Annotated in this window: 13 protein-coding genes; 11 read left to right on the forward strand and 2 right to left on the reverse strand. The window is 72.8% G+C overall.

The window, feature by feature from the left end:
* Positions 1–233 precede the first annotated feature (233 nt).
* From AC0666_RS12035 to AC0666_RS12065, 7 genes are all read left to right on the forward strand, one after another.
* Entirely contained in the window at positions 234–824 is a 591-nt protein-coding gene (locus tag AC0666_RS12035; protein WP_468963849.1) for a hypothetical protein, read from the forward strand.
* Between the two features lie 326 nt (positions 825–1,150).
* Positions 1,151–2,419: a phenylacetate--CoA ligase family protein gene (locus AC0666_RS12040; protein WP_478707535.1), complete on the forward strand. Its 1,269-nt coding sequence runs from the start codon at positions 1,151–1,153 to the stop codon at positions 2,417–2,419.
* Entirely contained in the window at positions 2,416–3,843 is a 1,428-nt protein-coding gene (locus AC0666_RS12045) for an MFS transporter (RefSeq protein WP_478707536.1), read from the forward strand. The genes AC0666_RS12040 and AC0666_RS12045 overlap by 4 nt, the downstream gene beginning before the upstream one ends.
* Complete coding sequence (locus AC0666_RS12050) at positions 3,840–4,976, forward strand: GNAT family N-acetyltransferase (RefSeq protein ID WP_468963852.1); 1,137 nt, start codon at positions 3,840–3,842, stop codon at positions 4,974–4,976. The genes AC0666_RS12045 and AC0666_RS12050 overlap by 4 nt, the downstream gene beginning before the upstream one ends.
* Positions 4,973–6,157, forward strand: coding sequence for a LuxE/PaaK family acyltransferase (locus tag AC0666_RS12055; protein WP_478707537.1), 1,185 nt, complete (start codon positions 4,973–4,975; stop codon positions 6,155–6,157). The genes AC0666_RS12050 and AC0666_RS12055 overlap by 4 nt, the downstream gene beginning before the upstream one ends.
* Positions 6,154–8,667: an aldehyde dehydrogenase family protein gene (locus tag AC0666_RS12060; protein ID WP_468963854.1), complete on the forward strand. Its 2,514-nt coding sequence runs from the start codon at positions 6,154–6,156 to the stop codon at positions 8,665–8,667. The genes AC0666_RS12055 and AC0666_RS12060 overlap by 4 nt, the downstream gene beginning before the upstream one ends.
* 182 nt (positions 8,668–8,849) lie before the next feature.
* Positions 8,850–9,740, forward strand: coding sequence for a calcium-binding protein (locus AC0666_RS12065; protein ID WP_468963855.1), 891 nt, complete (start codon positions 8,850–8,852; stop codon positions 9,738–9,740).
* 16 nt (positions 9,741–9,756) lie between these two features.
* Here the strand turns inward: AC0666_RS12065 and AC0666_RS12070 are convergent, their stop codons facing one another.
* Positions 9,757–10,563 (reverse strand): dienelactone hydrolase family protein, encoded by an 807-nt coding sequence (locus AC0666_RS12070; protein WP_478707538.1) that lies wholly within the window; start codon positions 10,561–10,563, stop codon positions 9,757–9,759.
* 101 nt (positions 10,564–10,664) lie between these two features.
* On the opposite strand from AC0666_RS12070, the gene AC0666_RS12075 reads away from it, so the two are divergent.
* Both AC0666_RS12075 and AC0666_RS12080 read left to right on the forward strand, forming a co-directional pair.
* Complete coding sequence (locus AC0666_RS12075) at positions 10,665–10,982, forward strand: hypothetical protein (RefSeq protein ID WP_468578974.1); 318 nt, start codon at positions 10,665–10,667, stop codon at positions 10,980–10,982.
* 429 nt (positions 10,983–11,411) lie between these two features.
* The gene (locus tag AC0666_RS12080) at positions 11,412–13,010 is read left to right on the forward strand and encodes a phospholipase D family protein (RefSeq protein ID WP_478707539.1); all 1,599 of its coding nucleotides are present in this window, start codon (positions 11,412–11,414) and stop codon (positions 13,008–13,010) included.
* 40 nt (positions 13,011–13,050) lie between these two features.
* On the opposite strand, the gene AC0666_RS12085 is transcribed toward AC0666_RS12080, so the two are convergent.
* Positions 13,051–14,160, reverse strand: coding sequence for a glutamate--cysteine ligase 2 (locus AC0666_RS12085; RefSeq protein WP_468963859.1), 1,110 nt, complete (start codon positions 14,158–14,160; stop codon positions 13,051–13,053).
* A gap of 197 nt (positions 14,161–14,357) precedes the next feature.
* Here AC0666_RS12085 and AC0666_RS12090 point away from each other — a divergent pair, with 197 nt between their 5' ends.
* Both AC0666_RS12090 and AC0666_RS12095 read left to right on the forward strand, forming a co-directional pair.
* Entirely contained in the window at positions 14,358–14,849 is a 492-nt protein-coding gene (locus AC0666_RS12090) for a hemerythrin domain-containing protein (RefSeq protein ID WP_468578971.1), read from the forward strand.
* The gene (locus AC0666_RS12095) at positions 14,846–15,898 is read left to right on the forward strand and encodes a cation diffusion facilitator family transporter (RefSeq protein WP_468963860.1); all 1,053 of its coding nucleotides are present in this window, start codon (positions 14,846–14,848) and stop codon (positions 15,896–15,898) included. Before AC0666_RS12090 ends, AC0666_RS12095 begins: the two co-directional genes overlap by 4 nt.
* Positions 15,899–15,922: the final 24 nt, after the last annotated feature.

Raw genomic sequence — 15,922 nt, forward strand, 5'->3', positions numbered from 1 at the left:
CGGGTGACATGACTTTAATCGGGTGTCGACAACAGAAAGGCCGCGACATGCATAATGTGACGTTCGAACCGTGCGACGTCCAGCGCCTCCAGCATGCTGTTGACTACGCCCACCACGCCTCCAGGAAATCCCTCGACGCCCTCCTGCCGCCCTGGATACCGGGCGGCCTGAAACGGGAAATAGGGAGCAGGTGCATTGTTTCCCATTGCGCCACACTGGTGTTCCCGGAAACGGTGGAATCCGCTCTGGAGTACTTCGAGGAAAACGGCTGGACCGCCTCGGCGACGATACCGAGCGTTCTGGTGAAGCGCCGTCTGGCGGAACGTTACGGGCTCCCCGATGACGCGGACATACGGGTGACGCGGCTGCGGGTCACGGCCGGCCCGGCACCCGAGGTCGAGGTCTTCCTCTTCCCGCGGTCGAGCCCCGGCTACGAGGAGGACGTGGGCACGCAGGAGCGCGTCCACGGCTTCGAGAACCACGTGGGCCTGTTCATGGACCGGCCGGAGGCGGGCACCCTCGCCCGGCTGGCGGACCGGCTGGAGACCTCCGGCCGGATGGTCTACGAGGGCTCTGCGCACAACCCCCACGAGAACACCACCATGCTGTACTTCGCGCCCAGCGCCCCCGTGGCCAGGACCCGCCGCCGCTTTCCGCGGTGGGAACTCCAGTGCGCGGGCGACCTGACCGCGCTCGCCGCCCGCAGGCCGGTGCGGACCCAGGCCCTCTCCCGCGCCTACGCCGTGCTCAAGGCGAACCATGCGGACGCGGCCCTCCCGGCCTCCGCCGACCGGCCCGCTGCCGTACCGGTCCTCGAAGGCTGACCACGGCCCGCCGCCCCCTCGTCCGCCCCGGGCTCCCCGCCTCCGCGTGATTTCCGCGAGGCGGGGAGCCCGTCTGCGCGGGCGGGCCGGCCCTCCCGATTTTCGGCCGCCGGCGCGGTTTCGGCCCGGCGGGCCGGAAGGCTGCCCTCATTGGCCGGGAGAGCCCGTTCGATTTGGCGGTACGTTCCCCGTGTTCCATCATGTGAATGGGCATCAGCTTGTGACCGGCCCGGCAACTGTGCGCACCAGGTGCACGGTTGGCTGCGGCCCCTCGTCTGGTCCCGTCTATTTCAACTTTCATCTTCCATCTTTCAGGTAAAGGCAGCATGCCCGTCCAGCAGTTCTCAGACCTCGTGCGTTTCGCCCGTGACAACTCACCTTTCTACGCCGACCTCTACGCGGACCTGCCTCCCGAGGTGACGCGGATCACCGACCTGCCGGTGGTGGACCAGAGCGCGTTCTGGGCCGCCAACACCCTCCGCGACAACCGCGTCCTGACCGCCCCCCTCACGGAGGCCGTCGTCTTCAAGACGGGAGGCACCACCGGCACGCCGCGGTTCTCGTACTACACCCGCGAGGAATGGCAGGAGTTCGTCACCGCCTTCGGCGCCGGGTTCACCGACGCGGGCCTGCGGCCCGGTCACCGGGTGGCCGACCTCTTCTACGCCGGCGAGCTCTACGCCAGCTTCCTGTTCATCCTGGACTCGCTCGCCCACGCCCCCCTCGCCAACGTCCGGCTGCCCATCGGCGGCGCCGCCCCGCCCGAGTCGGTGGTCTCCACGCTGGAGGACTTCACGGCGCAGGTGGTCGCGGGCACTCCGACCACCCTGTGCCGCCTCGCCGAGCACCTGATCTCCCAGGACCGCCAACTCCCCCATGTGGAACTGCTGTTGTTCGGGGGAGAGGCACTCTTCGCCGACCAGCGCCGTCTCCTCGGGGCCGCCTTCCCCAACGCCGAGCCCCGCTCGCTCGGTTACGCCAGCGTGGACGGGGGCCTGCTCGGCAGGCCGGTACCCGGACCCGACCCCCGCACCCACCGCCCCTTCACCCCGCACACCGTCGTCGAGATCCTCGACGAGACGACCGGCGAACCGATACGCGAGGCGGGACGGCCCGGACGCGTCGTCGTCACCCAGCTGTTCCGCCGCCTGATGCCCGTCATCCGCTACCCCGCCGGCGACCGGGCGGAGTGGACCACCACCGAAGGCGGCCCGTTCCGCATCCTCGGCCGCGCCGAGGAAGGCGTACGCGTCGGCCCCGTCTCCCTGCACTGGCAGGACACCGTGAACGCCGTCGCCGCTGCCGATACCGAGGGCCGCGTCACCGGCATGCAGCTCGTCGTCCGCCGCTGGGAGGGCCGCGACGGCCTGGTGCTGCGCCTGGCCACCGGTCCCCGCCAGACCCCCGCCGACCTGGACGTCCTCGCCCGGCGGGTCGTCACCGGGCTGAACACCGCCCGGCCGCTCTACCCCGACAGCGTGGAAGCGGGCTTCGTCCACCCGCTCCGCGTCGAGTGGGCCCGCCACCGCGACCTGGCGGTCAACTCCCGCTCCGGCAAGCTCGTCCGCGTCCTCGACGAGAGGCCGACCGCATGACCGCCGTGACGGCCCCCGCCCGCCGGGTGCCCCTCGTCCTGCGCAACCGCACGTTCGGGACCGTATGGCTGGCTCAAGTGCTCACACAGGCCGGCATGCGCATGTTCCAGGTGGGCGCCTCCTGGTGGCTCATCGCCTACGCGGCCTCCGGCGACGGCGGATCCGCGGCCGGGCTGTTCATGGCGGTGAGCACACTGCCCGCCGTGGCCCTGGCCCCGGTCATCGCCCGTGCCATCGCCCGCTTCGCCCACCGCTCACTGCTCCGCGCCGCGGCCGCAGGAGCGGGAGTCGTCGCCGCTGCGCTCGCCGGCTGGGCCGGCGTGAGCGACCTGCCGGTCGCCGCGGCCTACGCGGGAGGACTCGCCCTGGCGACCTGCCAGGCCTTCTTCGACCCGTGCCTGACCACCTCCGTGCCCGAGCTCGTCGACGACGAGGACATCGAGGCCGCGACCGGCTTCGAGCTGTCCACCCAGTCGCTGGCGAGCCTCGGCGGAGCCATGCTCGGCGCCCTCGTCGTGGACGGGGCCGGGATGACCGGCCTCGCCGTCGGCTGCACCGCCGCCTACGCCGTGGCCGCGCTGCTGGTGGCGACCGTACGCTTCCACGGCGCGGACGGCACCGCCGATGCCGCACGGCCCCCGGCCGGTGAACCGGATGCGGCCCCGGTCGTGGACGCGGACGCCGCTGCGGGTGACGGCGGGGCACCGCGGCAGACGCTGCGTCAGATCCTGGGCGCGCTGCCGTACGTCCGGGCCGTCCTGCTCTGCTTCACCGCGGCCAACCTCTTCACCACGGCCGTCTTCGTCGTCATGCCGCTGTACACCGCCTCGGTGCTGCACGGTGGCGGCGGTACGGTCACCCTCCTGGAGGCATCGCTCGGCGCGGGCACGCTGATCGGCTCCTTCACCGGCGCACGGGTGCCCGGCCGGCCCGGCGTGGTGGGCCCGGCCTGCCTGGGCCTGATGGCCCTCGCGCTCGCCCTTCCCGGCCTGATCGCCGCACGGCCCGTCCTCGCCGGCTCCCTGCTGGTGGCCGGGTGGAGCGTCGGGGTGATCGGGGTGCGTTTCGTGGCCCTGTTCCAGCGGCTCGTGCCGGCCGCCGACAAGCCCGCCTTCTTCGCCGTCATGCAGGCCGTCCTCGGCGCGACCTTCCCGGTCGCCTCGCTGCTCTTCGGGGTGCTGGGCGATCACTTCTCGGCCCGGACGCTGTGCCTGGTCCAAGCGGCCGGACTGGTCCCCGCCGCCCTCGCCCTGGCCCTGCTGCCGGAGCGCCCCGGTGCAGCGGGAGCGGAGGCCTCCGAGACGACGCGCGAACCCGAGACCGAATCCGAACCCGAGACCGAATCCGAGGCCGAAACCGAAACCGAGACCGGAGCCGACACCCGAGCCGGATCCGCCGAAACCGCTGCGGGAGGCGCCCGATGACCACCGTGATCGAACAGGCGACCCCGGCCGACATAGCCGATCTGCGCCAGCTCTACTACGCCGTCTACGGGCCGCATTACCCCACGGCGCTCGGCACCGACCCCGCCGAGATGTCCCGGCTCATCCAGGACCCGCACACCCTATGGCTCGTCACCCGCTGCCCGCGCACCGGCGCCCTCGCCGGATCGGCCGCCGTGCACAGTGAGCCCGGCAGCCGCGTCGGCCGCCTCGAAGGGCTCGCCGTCCACCCGGACCAGCGCGGTTCCGGGTGCGCCGGACTGCTCACCGAGGCGCTGTGCGAGGCCACCCTGGACACCGGAACCCTCGACTCGGTGTACGCCACCGTCCGTACGGTCAGCGCCGGACCGCAGCGCGTCGTGGCCCGCAACGGCTTCCGCCCCCTCGGCATCCTGCCCAATGCCGTGGAGCTCAGCAGCCGCGAAAGCCTCGCACTCTACGCGCGTCACGCACCCGGGGTGCTCGACCGCCGCGTCCCCGTCGACGAGGTGCCCGCCTCCCTGGTGCCGCTCCTGCGTACGGCCGGGGCGAGTCTCGGCATCAGCTACGCAGCGACCCGGCCCACGGCGCCGCAGCCGACCCCGGCCGGCCCCGCGCCGCGACCGCTGGAAATGATCGAGGCACCGGCCTTCGTCCGCCGCCGCTTCCAGGAACACTTCCCCGACCAGGGCCGCTGGTTCTACCCGTTGCACACCCCGAACATCCTGCTCACTCCCGAGGACGGCAGTTTCGAGGTGTACGCCTACCTCAACCGCACCGGCGGGTACTGCGCCCTGGTCACCGCCCACCCCGAACCCGCGGCCGCCGCCGGCCGGCTGGAGCAGGTCACCCGGACCCTCACCCGCGCGGGCGCCGGCTACGTCGAGGCCCTCGTGCCCCTCGAACACCACGCCGGGCTCTCCGCGTTCGCCGCCGAGGGCTTCATCGCAGGAGCCCTCTACCCGGCCATGCGCCGCGACGGGGACGGCTTCCACGACTACGTGGTGATGTCCCGGACCACCGAGCACATCGACTTCCGCGGCGTGGTCGTCGACCCGCCGCTCCAGCCCTTCCTCGATTCCTATGTGTCGGCCTGGGCGTCGACACATCTGCCCTCACGTGAGGTTGCCCCATGAGCCCTGCGAACACCGCGAACCCTTCGATGCCCTCGAACCCCCATCTCGCCCCCGTGGACGTCCCCGACCCCGCCGCCCTCGCCCACGTGCAGCAGCTGTGCGACCTGAGCGCGCCCTACACCTCGGGTCCGGCCGAGGAAGAGCTCTTCACCGCCGCCATGGCGGAGATCAACGCCTGGCACCGCGACCGGTCCCCGTTCTTCCGCAGCCTGTACGACGCCGAGCGGCCCGCCGCCCCGTACGGCGCGCCCCTGGTGCACGCGAACTTCTTCAAGCGCCACGAAGTCCTCTCCATACCCGGGGACGACGTCCACCTCCACCTGACCTCCTCCGGCACCACCGGACAGAAGTCGCAGATGTTCTTCGACGAGTGGACCATCCGCTCCGCCCAGCGCATGGTCGCCCGCATCTTCGACCACAACGGCTGGATCACCCCCGACCAGCCCGTCAACTACCTGCTCTACAGCTACGAACCCGCCCGCGACCTCAAGCTGGGCACCTCGTTCACCGACAACTACCTGTGCGACTTCGCCCCGGCCCGCACGGTCGAGTACGCCCTGCGCCACACCGGCGGCGGGCACGAGTTCGACCCCTTCGGCTGCGTCGCCGCACTGCGCCGCTTCGCCGAGGACGACGCCCCCGTACGCATCCTCGGCTTCCCCGCCTTCCTCTGGTTCACCCTGGAACGCATGCGCGCCATGGGCCTGCCGCCGCTTCAGCTCCCCGCGGGCTCCTTGGTCATCCTCGGCGGCGGCTGGAAGGGCCACAGCGAGCAGCAGATCGGCAAGCACGAGCTCTACGCCCGTGTCACCGAGCAGCTGGGCATCCCCTCCGAGCGGATCCGCGACACCTTCGGCTCCGTCGAGCACTGCATTCCGTACATCGAGTGCGCGCACCACAACCTCCACGCGCCCGTCTGGTCGCGCGTCTTCGTCCGCTCCACCCGCACCCTCGAACCCCTCCCGTACGGCGAGCGCGGCTACCTGCACCTGGTGTCCCCGTACATCACCTCCGTTCCCGCACAGAGCGTCGTCATGGGCGACCTCGCCTCCCTCCATCCGGGAGAGGAGTGCGGCTGCGAGCTCGGCACCCCGTGGTTCACGATCCACGGTCGCGCCGGCGTCAGCCGCAACCGCAGCTGTGCCGTGGCCGCCGCCGAACTGATGAAGGGCATGTCATGACCCACACCAGCACCAACCAGCACTACTGGCAGGGCGCCTTCATCGGCGACGACGAGGCCGCGCGCCGCCTGGAAACGCTACCTGCCGCCGTCGAGGCCGCCCTCGCCGCGCCCCTCGACACCGAAACCCTGCTGGCCGCCTGCGACGCCCTCGCCGAGGCCCTGCGCGACCCCGGCCACCGCATCCGCGAGCGGCTGGTCCCGCACCTGCCGACGGGCCCGGGGGAGGAGGCCGGGGAACTCTTCGCCGAACTCGCCGCCTTCCTCGACCGCAGCGCCCTCACCCGCAAACTCCGCCGGGAACTGGGCGGCACGGCCCCCCAGCGGCTGAACCGGCCCGACGCCAAGGAGACGGTGTACGAGGCCTGGGCGCCCGTCGGCCTGGTCGCCCACATAGCCCCCGGCAACGCCGCCACCGTCGCCCCGCTCAGCCTGATCGAGGGGCTCCTGGCCGGCAACGTCAACGTCCTCAAGACCAGCAGCGCCGACACCCTCCTCGCCCAGCACCTCCTCGCCGAACTCGCCGCGCAGGACCCGAGCGGCGCCCTCGCCGAGCGCATCATCGTGCTCCGCTTCCCCTCCTCCCGCCAGGACTGGCTGCGCCTGATGTGCGCGCCCGCCGACGCCGTCGCGGTCTGGGGCGGCGAGGCCGCCGTCGAGGGCGTGGCAGCCCATGTCCCGGCCGGCTGCCGTCTGGTGGAGTGGGGGCACAAGATCTCCTTCGCCTACCTCACCTCGGACGCCTGGGCGGACGAGGCGGTCCTGGACTCCCTGGCCCGGGACATCTGCCTGTTCGAGCAGCAGGCCTGCTCCAGCCCCCAGGTCGTGTACCTCGACACCCGGGACCCCGACGAGCTGCACGCCTGCGCGGGCCGCCTCGCCGCGGCCCTGGCGGCACAGCCGGCGCCCGCCGGGGAGGAGCTCGACCCGGCGGAGTACGCGGAACTGACCACCACCGAGCACCTCGCCCGGCTGGAGGAGCACCTGGGCTTCACCCGGGTCCTCGCGGCACCGGACGGCACCTGGCGGGTCATGGCCGACACCCGTCCGGCCCTCACGGCCTCCCCGCTGCACCGCAGCGTCTGGGTCAAGCCGCTGCCCCGCAAGGACCTGATCGCCACGCTGCGCCCCATGCGCCGCTACCTCCAGACGGCGGGGATCGCGGGCAGCCGCACCGACACCGCCGAGCTCTCCGCCCTGGTCCTGGCCGCGGGCGCCACCCGGGTCACCCCGGTCGGCGCCATGACGGCCGGCTACGCCGGTGAACCGCACGACGGCGTCTACGCCCTCCAGCGCTACAGCCGCCGCGTCGCCGTCCAGGCCGACGAGCGCTTCGCCACCACGGCCTGCCTGGACGACCTCGTCCGCCCGGCCGAGTTCCCCCGGCCCGCCGGGCCCCTGCTGGACAAGGCGGCCGTCCAGCACCTCAACGGCGAAGTCGACCGGCGTGACGCCGAGCTGTACTTCCGCAGCGGAGGCAGCACCGCGGCGCCCGCCCTCTCGCTCTTCAGCTACGAGGACTACGACACACAGATGCACGCCGCCGCCCGCGGCCTCCTCGCCGCCGGCTACGATCCCGCCCGCGACCGCACCGCCAACCTCCTCTACTGCGGCGGCATGTACGGCGGGTTCATCAGCTTCTTCTCCATCCTGGAGCGCCTGGGCGGCGTCCAGATGCCGATGGCGGCCGGCTCCGACCACCGGGCCACCGCCGAGATGATCACCGCGTACCAGGTCGACACGCTCTTCGGCATGCCCTCCTACCTCTGGCAGCTCCTGCACGAGGAAGCGGACCTCCTGCGGTCCTACGGCGGCATCCGGAAGATCTACTACGGCGGCGAGCACTTCACCGAGGAGCAGCGCCGGGTGCTCACCGAGACCTTCGGCATCGAGGTCATCCGTTCCCTCACCTACGGCAGCACCGACCTCGGCCCGCTCGGCTACCAGTGCACGCACAGCACCGGCAGCGTCCACCACCTCCACGCCGACCTGCACACCCTGGAGATCGTCGAAGCCGAGGCCGACCGCCCGGTGGCGCCCGGAGAGACCGGCCGGCTCGTCTTCACCACCCGGGCCCGCCGCGGCCAGCACCTCGACCGCTACGTCATCGGCGACCTCGGCCGGGCCGTCCCCGGGCGCTGTCCCTGCGGCAGCCACGCCCCGCGCTTCGAACTCCTCGGCCGGCTGGGCGAGGTGATGCGGGTGGCGACGTACTTCCTCAATTACCGCCGCTTCGTCTCCATCGCGGCGGAGCACCTGAGCTACGGCGGCGAGATCCAGGCCGTCCTCGGCAGTGGACCCGCCCGCGAGGGCCTCGTCCTCCGCATGGAGCGCGCGCACGTCACGGACGCGGAACGGGCGCGCGAAGTCTTCCTCGCCTCCTACCCCGAGCTGCACTCGGCCGTGTCGGAGAAGCTGCTCGACTTCACGGTCGAGCCGGTGGACGGAGCCGACCTGGCCCGTACGGCGACGAGCGGGAAGCTGCTGGCGGTGGTGGACCGGAGGCGATAGCAGCTGGCAGGGAGGCTGTGCGGGCCGCGGGGGAGGCGTCATGCGCCGCGGCCCGCGGGCCCGCGCTGGGCCAACGGGGCGTAAGGCATACCAACATCCAGGCATGTCATTGCATATAGGCAATTCGCACCCTATGTTCCCCTCGGAATTACGCTGCCCCTGCACCGACACCCGGAGGTCCCATGCACGCCCGAAAGTCACACACGTTGCTGGCGGCAGCACTGCTGCTCTCGCTCGGCCTCCCGGCAGCGGCCGCGGACACCCCCGCGACCACCTGCTTCGGACGCGCGGCGACCATCACCGGAGCAGGCACGATCAACGGGACCGAGGGCAACGACGTCATCGTCGGGTCGGCGGGCGCCGACATCATCGACGGACGCGGCGGCGACGACCTGATCTGCGGCCTGGCCGGGACCGACACCCTCGCGGGCGGTCTGGGCAACGACCAGCTCGAAGGCGGCGAAGGGAACGACCTCATCCGCGGTGACCTGATCACCACGGGAGCCGCCGCCGACGGCGGGGGCGACGACGTCCTCTTCGGGGGGCCGGGCGATGACCGCATGGGCGGCGACAGCATGGCCTTCGGCGGCAGCGCGACCGGCGGCGGCAACGACGTCCTCTTCGGCGAGGACGGCAACGACGCCATGATCGGCGACAGCCGCGGCGGCGTCAACGCCTCGGGCGGCGGCAGCGACGTCGTCGACGGGGGAGCGGGCAACGACACCATCACCGGCGACTCCTCCGCCGAAGCCACGGCGACCGGCCACGGCAAGGACGTGCTCCTGGGCGGCCCCGGCACCGACGCCCTCATCGGCGACAGCAACTCCGGGCACGTCGCGCACGGCAAGGGGGACGGCACCCGCAAGGAGCGCCCCGCCCGCCCGGCCGCCGCCGCCCCCGTCACCATGACACCCCCTCAGCAGCTCGCGCCGACTGCGCCGGCCGCGCCGGCTCCCGAGGCGGAGGGCGGCAACGACGTCCTGGACGGCGGTGACGACACGCTGGACACCTGCGACGGCACCGCGGGAACCGACGTCGCCGTCCGGTGCGAGACCGCGACCAACGTCCCGTAGGGGGCCTCGGGCGCGTTCAGCCGTCCAGCCGGTCGTGCAGGAAGGCGGTGACCTCCGCCCGGGCCCCGAGGGCCGCGTGCCCCGGTGCCTCGCGGACCTCCAGGGTCAGCACGGCATGGGCGAGGCGGCCGAAGCCGTCGCCGTTGCCGGGGGCGGAGTCGAGCCGGATGGCCCTGAAGGAGCTGCCGAGCCGCTCGCGGAGCGTCTCGAAGCGCTCCTCCGGGGCCATCCGGTCCTCACTGAAACGCAGCCCCAGAACGCACAGCCCGCTCCTGCGCGTACGCTCGACCACCCGCTGCAGCTCGCCCTCGGACACCCCGGCGTCCGCGCGCCGGGCGGGGGTCAGCGCTATCGGGGTCGAGGGCTGGCTCATCACCGGGGCCAGCACCACGTCGTCCACCGCGGCGGCCAGGGCGAAGCCGCCCGTGAAGCAGAGACCGACGACTCCGACCCCCGCGGCGGGCGTACGGGCCGCAAGGTCGCGGGCGAGGGCCCGGAGGTAGTCGGCGACGGGCCGGCGGGCGTTCGTGGCGAAGGCGCGGAACTCGGCGGAGACGCACACGCGGGCGATGACCGCCGCGGTCCGGGCGAGGGAGACGGGCTTGCCCGGCGTACCGAACAGCGAGGGCATCACCACCGTGAACCCCTCGTCCACCAGGTGGTCGGCCAGCCCGAGCACCTCGGGCGTGATGCCGGGCAGCTCCGGCAGCAGCACCACACCGGGGCCGACGCCCTTCTCGTAGCAGTCGTACGCGAGGCCCTCGGCGGCGAACGGGGCCCGGCGCCATCCGGCGAGGGTGGACGTCGGTGCGGCGGCGGTCACGGCTCCTCTTTCGCTCCCGGCCGAGGGGTGCGGCAGTCGCCCCCCGGCTCAACGAGACATCTACCACGGTTCCTTCGCGCGGAGACGGGCACCTGCACACCATGACCGTTTACGTCGTCACCATCCCCGGCACCCTGCTCGGCGAACTCACTCCGGCAGGGCGCACCGAGCTGATCCGCGCCCTGCGCCCCTCGGACCCGAGGAGCACCGACCTGGGTGCGGCCGAAGAACTGGACATCCTGTCCTTCTACCCCGACTCGCCCGCCTTCAGCCTGCACCTGGAAGTCGAGGCGGCCGACACCGCCTCGGCGGAGGACCAGGCCCGCGCCCTGGCCAGGGCTGCCCTCAACTCCGCCGGGCTCACCACCGACACCGCACCCTTGGGAGACCCGGTCATCACCGGCATCGCCCGGGACTGATGCCGCCGTCCCGCCGGGCCCGGGGGCCGCTGCGAGGGCAACGGCCGCCGGGGGCTTTCCCGGGCTCGCGTGCTGCGGGGAGACAGCCGGACGGGAGCCGGGGTGCCGTTGCGGCGGGACGGCAGCGTGGTGCCGGTCGGCAAGTCCGCGCGCGTCCCGGGGGGACGGGGACCGCGCGCGGACCACCGCTCTCGATGCGCGCGCCCCCCTCGACTGCGGGAGCGCCGGCTGCACCGACACCACGCGTATGGCCGCTGCGGCCGAGCCCAAACATCCCGGTCCACAATCCCTTTGACGTTCCCTCACCGCCCGCTGGTCGGAGCGCCGTGGACCGGAGGCGAGCACCCGTGTGCCCCGGGTCGTCCGCCGCCCGTTCCCGGCAGGCATGAAACGGGCGGAGTGGGTAGCCGCAGGGTGGAGGCCGAGCCCGTGAAGCACAGTGACTGGCTGATCACCACCGGTGAACGCGGCAACCCCGCGACCCGACTGGACCGTCGCCACCCCCGGGGGAGCGCGTGGTCCAGCGGCAACCGGGTACGCCCCCTGGTCCACGGCAAGACCTACTTCGCCGAGTTGCTCCGCGAGATCCGCGCCCTGCACCCGGGGGACCTCCTGCTGTTCACCGACTGGCGCGGTGACCCCGACGAGCGGCTCGACGGCGAGGGCACGGAGATCGGCGCGGTCCTCTGCGAGGCCGCCGCACGGGGTGTGATCGTCAAGGGGCTCGTCTGGCGCTCCCACCTGGACCGGTTCCAGTTCAGCGAGAGTGAGAACCGCCACCTCGGCGAAGAGATCGAGGAAGCCGGCGGCGAGTGCCTGCTCGACATGCGGGTGCGCCCCGGCGGCTCCCACCACCAGAAGCTCGTCGTACTGCGCCACCCCGGCCGTCCCGAGCTCGACACCGCGTACGCGGGCGGGATCGACCTGTGCCACAGCCGCAACGACGACGCCTCCCACCGCGGCGACCCCCAGGCCATGCCGCTCGCCGCCGCCTACGGGCCCCGGCCGCCCTGGCACGACGTCCACCTGGCCGTCCGCGGACCGGCCGTCGGCGACCTCGAAGCCGCCTTCCGCGAGCGCTGGGACGATCCGGCGCCCCTCAGCCGCAGCCCGCTGATGCGGCTGCGCGAACTCCTGCGGCACGAGGACACCCGGGCGGGCACCCTCCCGCCCCAGCTTCCGGACCCGCCGCCCTGCGGCAGCCACACCGTGCAAGTGCTGCGCACGTACCCCAACCGCCTGCTGCGCGGCTACCCCTTCGCCCCCGACGGCGAGCGCAGCATCGCCCGCGGCTACCTCAAGGCGCTGAAGCGGGCCACGGCGCTCGTCTACGTGGAGGACCAGTACCTGTGGTCCCCGAGCGTGGTCGACGCCTTCGCCCGGGCGTTGCGGGACAACCCGGAGCTGAGGCTGATCGCCGTGGTGCCCACCGTCCCCGAGCAGGACGGGCGGCTCACCCTGCCGATGTATCTGGTCGGGCGGGTCACCGCGCTGGAACGGCTGCGCCGTGCGGGCGCCGACCGGGTGGCGGTCTACGGGCTGGAGAACCGGTCCGGGACCCCCGTGTACGTCCACGCCAAGGTGTGCGTGATCGACGACGTGTGGGCCTCGGTCGGATCCGACAACATCAACCTCCGCTCCTGGACCCACGATTCGGAACTCAGCTGTGCGGTCCTGGACGAGAGCCCGGACACCCGCAGCCCCGGCGATCCGGGTGGCCTCGGGGACGGGGCGCGCCGCTTCGCGAGAGAGCTGCGCCTCGAACTGGCACGGGAACACCTGGACGGCGGGGAGCCGGACGTCCTCTGCGACCCGGTGGGCGCCTTCGAGGCCTTCGCGGAAAGCGCCGCCGCGCTGGACTCCTGGTACGAGGACGGCGGACGGGGCCCGAGGCCGCCGGGCCGCCTTCGTGCGTACCGCCCGCCGGAGCTGTCGCGACCGGCGCGCACACTGGCCATGCCGCTGTACCGCGTCCTCGTCGATCCGGACGGCCGCCCGGTGCGGCTGCGCCGGCGCAACGCGTACTAGCGGGGACTCCGGCGCACCACCGGCCCCCTCGTTCCCCGGCTCATTCCCCGGCGGTCAGCTGCGCGCAGCGGGAGACCACGGCGGCGAGATCACCCGTCGAGCGGAGCAGGTCCCGCTGGACGCGGGCGCCGTTGCCGCGGCGCAGGAGCTCCTCCAGGCCCGCCTTGACGTGGTCGGAGTCCCCGTTCTCGTCCAGGGCCTCCCGTACGTGGTCGTACAGGGCCCAGACGACCGCCTCGGGCGAGTCCTCGCGCAGGGTGGCAGGGTGGATCAGCGGTCCGTCGATCCCGGACCGGGCGGCGCGCCAGGCGGCGAGCCGGAGCAGGCCCGTGTCGACGGGGGAGGGGGCCTCGCCCGCCCGCCAGGAACGCGCGGCCGTGTCGACCAGGCCGCGCACGAGGGCGGCCACCAGCACGGTGGTGGACGCGTCCAGGCAGACGTCCGCCACCCGGATCTCGACCGTGGGGTAGCGGGCGGCCAGCCTCGCATCGAAATAGATCATGCCCTTGTCGCGCAGCACGCCGGTCTCCACCATGGCCCGCACCCGCTCGTGGTACGCCGCGGCCGAACCGAAGAGGTTGACCGGCCCCGCCGAGGGCCACCGGTTCCAGACCCTGCTGCGGTAGCTGCCGTAGGCGGTGTCCTCCCCCTGCCAGAAGGGCGAATTGGCGCTGAGTGCGGTCAGGACGGAGAGCCAGGGCCGGATCCGGTCCAGGACGGCCACGCCCTCCTCGTCGGACTCGACCGACACGTGCACATGGCAGCCGCAGGTCAACTGCTCCTGGGCCGGCAGTCCGAACTGCCGGGCGATCCACTGGTAGCGCTCGCCCACGCTGAGGGTGGGCTCCACGGTCAGCGGGCAGGTCGCCAGCGCCGCCACCTGCACGCCGGCGGTCTGCGCGTGCCGCGCGGCCTCGGCGCGCCACCGGCGGATCTCCTCGGCGAGCTCGTCCATCCGGGTCACGGGCCGCGTGGCGAACTCGACCTGTTCCTGCTGCAGCTCCTTCTCCAGCGGGATCTCCCCGTCCGCTCCGGCGGCCCGGCCCCCGGACAGCAGGGCTGAGGCCAGTACCGCGCCCGCCGATGCCGCCGGTTCACCGGTCCGCGGGTTGACCAGGAGCAGTTCCTCTTCCACGCCGACGCTTCGCATACAGTCCTGTCTTTCCTCGCCCATGCCGTGCGGGTCTCGCAGGTCTGCTCTGCCCCGAAGTCGGGCCGTCATGCGCAGGTCTCCCCGGCCGCCCCGCTGCGCAGGCAGCCACGTTTGAACGGCCGGATCGCGAGCACGTCCGAAGGGGCGGAGCGGATGCATACGACCGCATCCCACCGGAACAGAAGGAGCAGGCCATGGCCGTGCAGCAGGACATCATCGAGGTGATCCTCAAGGACCACCGGACGATGGAGGAGCTCTTCCGCCGGATGCGGAGCGTGGAAGCGGACCGTGCGGGAGCGCTGCGCGAGTTCGCCGCCCTGCTCATCGCCCACGGCGAGGCCGAGGAAGCCGAGGTGTACGGCGCCCTCAAGCGGTTCAAGGGCGTCGACAACGACGAGGTGGAACACGGCTCCGAGGAGCACGCCGAGGGCAACGAGGCCCTGCTGGCGCTGATGGAGGTGTCCGAGGTCGGCTCGGACGAGTGGGACGAGCGCCTGGAGGAACTGGTGAAGGCGGTCTCCCACCACATCGACGAGGAGGAGCGGACGATCCTCAACGGAGCCAGGGAGAGCGTGCCGGGCGAGCGGCGGGCCGAGCTGGCGGCCGCCTTCCTGCGCGAGCGTGAACGGCTGCTCGCGGCGGACTGCGGCAGCATCGAGAGCGTACGCGCCCTCGTACGGGGATGACGGGCAACGGACGCACGCACACGGCCAAGGACGAGGCCGGAGCCGGGGACGGGGCCGCGTCCCGGCCGGGGGCCGCGGCCGCCGGCCGGGACGGCGAGACGCGTCTGACGGTGTGGGCGGCCCTCGGGGCGAACCTCGCCATCTGCGTGGCCAAGGCCGTCGGAGGCGTCATCGCCGGCTCGCCGGCGCTGCTCTCGGAGGCGGCCCACTCCGTGGCCGACAGCCTCAACGAGGTGTTCCTGCTGGCCTCGGTCCGGCGCAGCAGGCGTCCCGCCGACAAGCGGCACCCCTTCGGCTACGGCAAGGAGCGGTTCTTCTGGTCGCTGCTCGCCGCTGTCGGGATCTTCGTCACGGGCGGCTGCTTCTCGGTGTTCCAGGGCGTGGAGGCGTTCCGCTCCGGCGGCGACGAAACGCACGACGGCTACGTGATCGGCCTGATCGTGCTGCTCGCCGCCCTCCTCGCCGAAGGCGCCTCGCTGCTGCGGGCGGTGTACCAGGTACGCCGTGCCGCGCGGGCCGCCGGGCACGGGATGGCCGAGGAGGTACGGCAAGGGCGCGATCCGGCGCTGCGTACCGTGCTCGCCGAGGACGGCACGGCCTGCGTGGGCGTGGTCATGGCCATGGCGGGGATGGCGCTTCACATGGCGACGGGCCAGGTGGCGTACGAGGCGTGCGCCTCCGTCCTCATCGGGGTGCTGCTCGTGTACGTGGCCTACGTGCTCGGCAAGGGCGCACGGGCCCACTTGATCGGCGAGGCGGCCGACCCCGGCCTGCAGGACGAGGTCCGTGCGCTGCTCGAAGCGCAACCCGAGATCGACTCCGTGACGGCCCTGCTGACCATGCGCCTGGGGCCCGACGCGGTGCTGCTCGCCGCCGGAATCGACCTGACGGCCGGCTACGACAGCGAAACGGTCGAGGAGGCGATGGTCCGCATCCGCACCGAGCTGAAGAGGCGGTGGCCCGAGTTGGAGCAGGTCTTCCTGGACGTCACGGACGCCGCGGCGGCCCGCCGCCCCACCGTGCACCCACAGCCCCCGCGCCCTGCGTGAGCGCGGGGGGCCGCCCAGCCGGGG

The sequence above is a fragment of the Streptomyces sp. NPDC043680 genome, from assembly GCF_056436685.1.